At 42.2% G+C, this 2,942-nt stretch carries 4 protein-coding genes; 2 read left to right on the top strand and 2 right to left on the bottom strand.

Annotated features, from left to right (window positions below; translation table 11 throughout):
• Positions 1 to 338: 338 nt before the first annotated feature.
• The gene (locus P4361_RS16370) at positions 339 to 1,784 is read left to right on the top strand and encodes an FAD-binding oxidoreductase (RefSeq protein WP_328090107.1); all 1,446 of its coding nucleotides are present in this window, start codon (positions 339 to 341) and stop codon (positions 1,782 to 1,784) included.
• Positions 1,774 to 2,346, top strand: coding sequence for an MFS transporter (locus P4361_RS16365; RefSeq protein ID WP_256227283.1), 573 nt, complete (start codon positions 1,774 to 1,776; stop codon positions 2,344 to 2,346). Before P4361_RS16370 ends, P4361_RS16365 begins: the two co-directional genes overlap by 11 nt.
• A gap of 57 nt (positions 2,347 to 2,403) precedes the next feature.
• Here P4361_RS16365 and P4361_RS16360 read toward each other — a convergent pair whose 3' ends face one another.
• Positions 2,404 to 2,757 carry a class I tRNA ligase family protein gene (locus tag P4361_RS16360; RefSeq protein WP_328090106.1) on the bottom strand — a complete coding sequence of 118 codons (354 nt, stop codon included), beginning with the start codon at positions 2,755 to 2,757 and terminating at the stop codon, positions 2,404 to 2,406.
• On the bottom strand, positions 2,754 to 2,942 hold a 189-nt coding region (locus tag P4361_RS16355; protein WP_328090105.1), incomplete at its 5' end, for a class I tRNA ligase family protein. The genes P4361_RS16360 and P4361_RS16355, both read right to left, overlap by 4 nt.

The following is a 2,942-nucleotide window of genomic DNA, read 5'->3' as shown; positions in this document are numbered from 1 at the left end:
TTTCAGGACAGCCCCTTTTTACTGAAGTTATGTTCTGAGGTTTTGCTGGTGATCATGGACTCGGTTTACATACCTTCCTATGGCTGTCTGTTACAGCTGCAGCCATTCTATACGCGGTCATAGGTTTAAAGGTTGGGATAAAAGAAACAACCAGTGAAAAAGCTTCCAGAAATAAAGATGAAAAGCTCCTAAATAAGATTGGAAAAAGGGTGGAGAAATCCATCCTTTTTGTTTTGGCTGTTACCAATCTGTCTAGGTGAAAACAACTATATACATATATGGGTTAATTTGGTAACATAAACGCGGACGAAGGAACAGTGGATAGGAAGGATTATTTTATGAAGAGAAATATTATTTTAGCTGTTTTCTTGCTGATTTTCATAGTCGGCTGGACGGCGTCATTTGCTGCATACAAACATCGGCAGGAATCTAAAACCGTGGAAGATGCGGCACGTTTATTGCCGACAAAAGTAAAGGAAATCAGACGGAGCACATCACAGAAAGAACTTCAGAAATGGATTAAGGATGCGTCGGAATCAGGGGAAAAGATATCCATTGCGGGCATGCAGCACAGCCAGGGAGGGCAAACGTACTTCCCAGACTCTATTATGCTTGATATGAAAACATACAATAGAGTACTGAATTTTCAGCCTGATAAAAAAAGAATTACTGTTCAGAGCGGAGCAACATGGAACGATATCCAGCGTTATATACATAGAAATGGACTCGCCGTTCAAGTGATGCAGTCCCAAAATATTTTCACCGTTGGCGGTTCGATCAGTGTCAATGTACATGGGAGAGATATAAGGTATGGTTCTTTAATTGATACGGTAGAGTCTTTGCGGCTGTTAAAAGCAGATGGGACGATTATTAATGTCAGCAGAAAACAAAATCATAAGCTGTTTGAACTCGTGAATGGGGGTTATGGTTTATTTGGCGTCATACTAGATGTAACACTTAAATTAGCACAGGATGAATGGTATGAAAATGAAGTAATCGCGATGGACTACAGTGAGTATACGGACTATTTTAAAAGAAAGGTCAAGCATGATCCTAACATCCGTATGCATATGGCCCGCCTGTCCATGGCACCCGATCCTTCGTTTTTTAAAGAGATGTACGTTACCAATTACCGGTTGCTGCAGAATCAAAAATCAACAAAAAACGAGCCGCTGAGGAACGATGGAAATGTCGTGCTGCCTAAAGTATTGCTCGGAACGTCACGGTACAGCAGCTGGGGCAAGGAATTATTATGGAAAACTCAGAAAAACTATTTTCTGAAGCAAAATGGAAAAGTGGAGACACGGAATAATGTTATGCGTTCAGACAGTGAATTTATGGAATATGACAGTCAAAACAGGACAGAGATCCTGCAGGAATATTTTGTTCCAGTGGATGAATTCTCTTCTTATGTGGATGACTTAAAGGCAGTTCTTACTAAAGAAGATCTGAATGTGCTGAATATTACGATACGCTATGTTGATCAAGACCAGCAGGCGATGATGACGTATGCGAAAAAGGATATGTTTGCCCTTGTTTGGCTGATCAATCAGGAGAAAAGCAAGAAAGGCACTGCTGATACTAAAAGAGTAGTCCGCAAGCTCATTAAAATTACACTCGATCATGGAGGCAGCTATTATCTGCCTTATTACCCTTTCGCCAGCCAAAGCCAGCTGGAACGTGCCTATCCGCATACGCAGGAATTCTTTGCACTGAAAAGAAAGTATGATCCGTCCGAAATGTTCATGAACTACTTTTATAAGGAGTACGGAGATGACCTATAAACAGCTCATACGTTCACAAAGCGTCATGATGACGGCAAGCAGCATCGCATTTCCTTTTTATCTGCTGCTTCTCCGAAATCTGGGTAACAGCTATTCTCAATTCGGCTGGGCCTATGGTCTGTTTGCTTTATCTTCCGCCTTATTTCATCCGTTCATTGGCAAAGTGAGTGACAGGTTTGGTGACCGTATACTGCTGCTGATCTATGCATGGGGAATGGCGGTGGTCATGCTGCTGGTTCCAGTCCTATCTGAGACCTGGCATGTTTATGTTATTCAGATAGTTATGGGCCTTTTGGGAGCATTTCAGAAAACAACAGAAAAAACAGCCCTATCCCGCCACACGGAAAGAAGCAATGCCGGTAAAAAGGTGGGCCACTATCATTTATGGACGTCTATTTGGGCAGCACTTGCTGTCATCATGACAGGATACATGATTGATTTTCTAACCATCGGCTCATTGTTTTATCTTACCTCTTTGTTGTATTTGATCGGAGGGATAATTCTCTGGAAGCGCCCCGTTATGGATGAATCAGCCAGCCAGTTGGATAAAAAGGTGATGTAAAGTAAAAAGAAGGACGAACCCCAGGTTCGGGTGTTTCGTCCTTTCATTTTGTAAGGATCAAGAAGGATTACCCAAGCGCTTTAGTTCCTCGTTGATCTGTTTAATATCAATCCGCTCAAACAGCGGCTTTACACCTGAAAGCTGAATTCGATCCGGATAAATCACCTTCCACGATGATTCTTTCATTCCAAGTGCCTGCTGGACTTCTTTGCTCGAAAAAGGAAGGAATGGTTCCAGCAGCTGCGCGAGATTAGCGATAATGGCAACACAGGTAGCCATTGTTGTCTCACAGCCAGCAGGGTTCTCATTAATTTGTTTCCAAGGCTGCTGTTCATCAAAATATTTATTCGCCGAACGGATGTAAGCGAAAATTTCTTCAAGTGCTTCTTTAAAACGGGACTCTTCAATCAAACGGCCTGTCTTTTGGTAAAGAGGAGGTAAAAGGGATTCTGCGATACGATCAACTCTACTCTTTGGCAAGAGCCCCCGTAATATTTTTCAATAAATTTAAGTGTCCGGTTCACAAAATTGCCGTAGGCGCCAAGCAGTTCGCCGTTATGGCTATAGATGAACTCTCTCCATGAAAAATCAGTATC

It is taken from the genome of Fictibacillus sp. B-59209, assembly GCF_036216745.1.
GTDB lineage: Bacteria > Bacillota > Bacilli > Bacillales > Fictibacillaceae > Fictibacillus_C > Fictibacillus_C marinisediminis.
Note: the sequence above shows the minus strand (reverse complement) of the source record. Positions and strands in the feature narration are given on the sequence as shown.

Coding starts and splice junctions, on each gene's coding strand:
- P4361_RS16370 (WP_328090107.1), top strand. CDS start 339: ATGAAGAGAAATATTATTTTAGCTGTTTTCTTGCTGATTTTCATAGTC.
- P4361_RS16365 (WP_256227283.1), top strand. CDS start 1,774: ATGACCTATAAACAGCTCATACGTTCACAAAGCGTCATGATGACGGCA.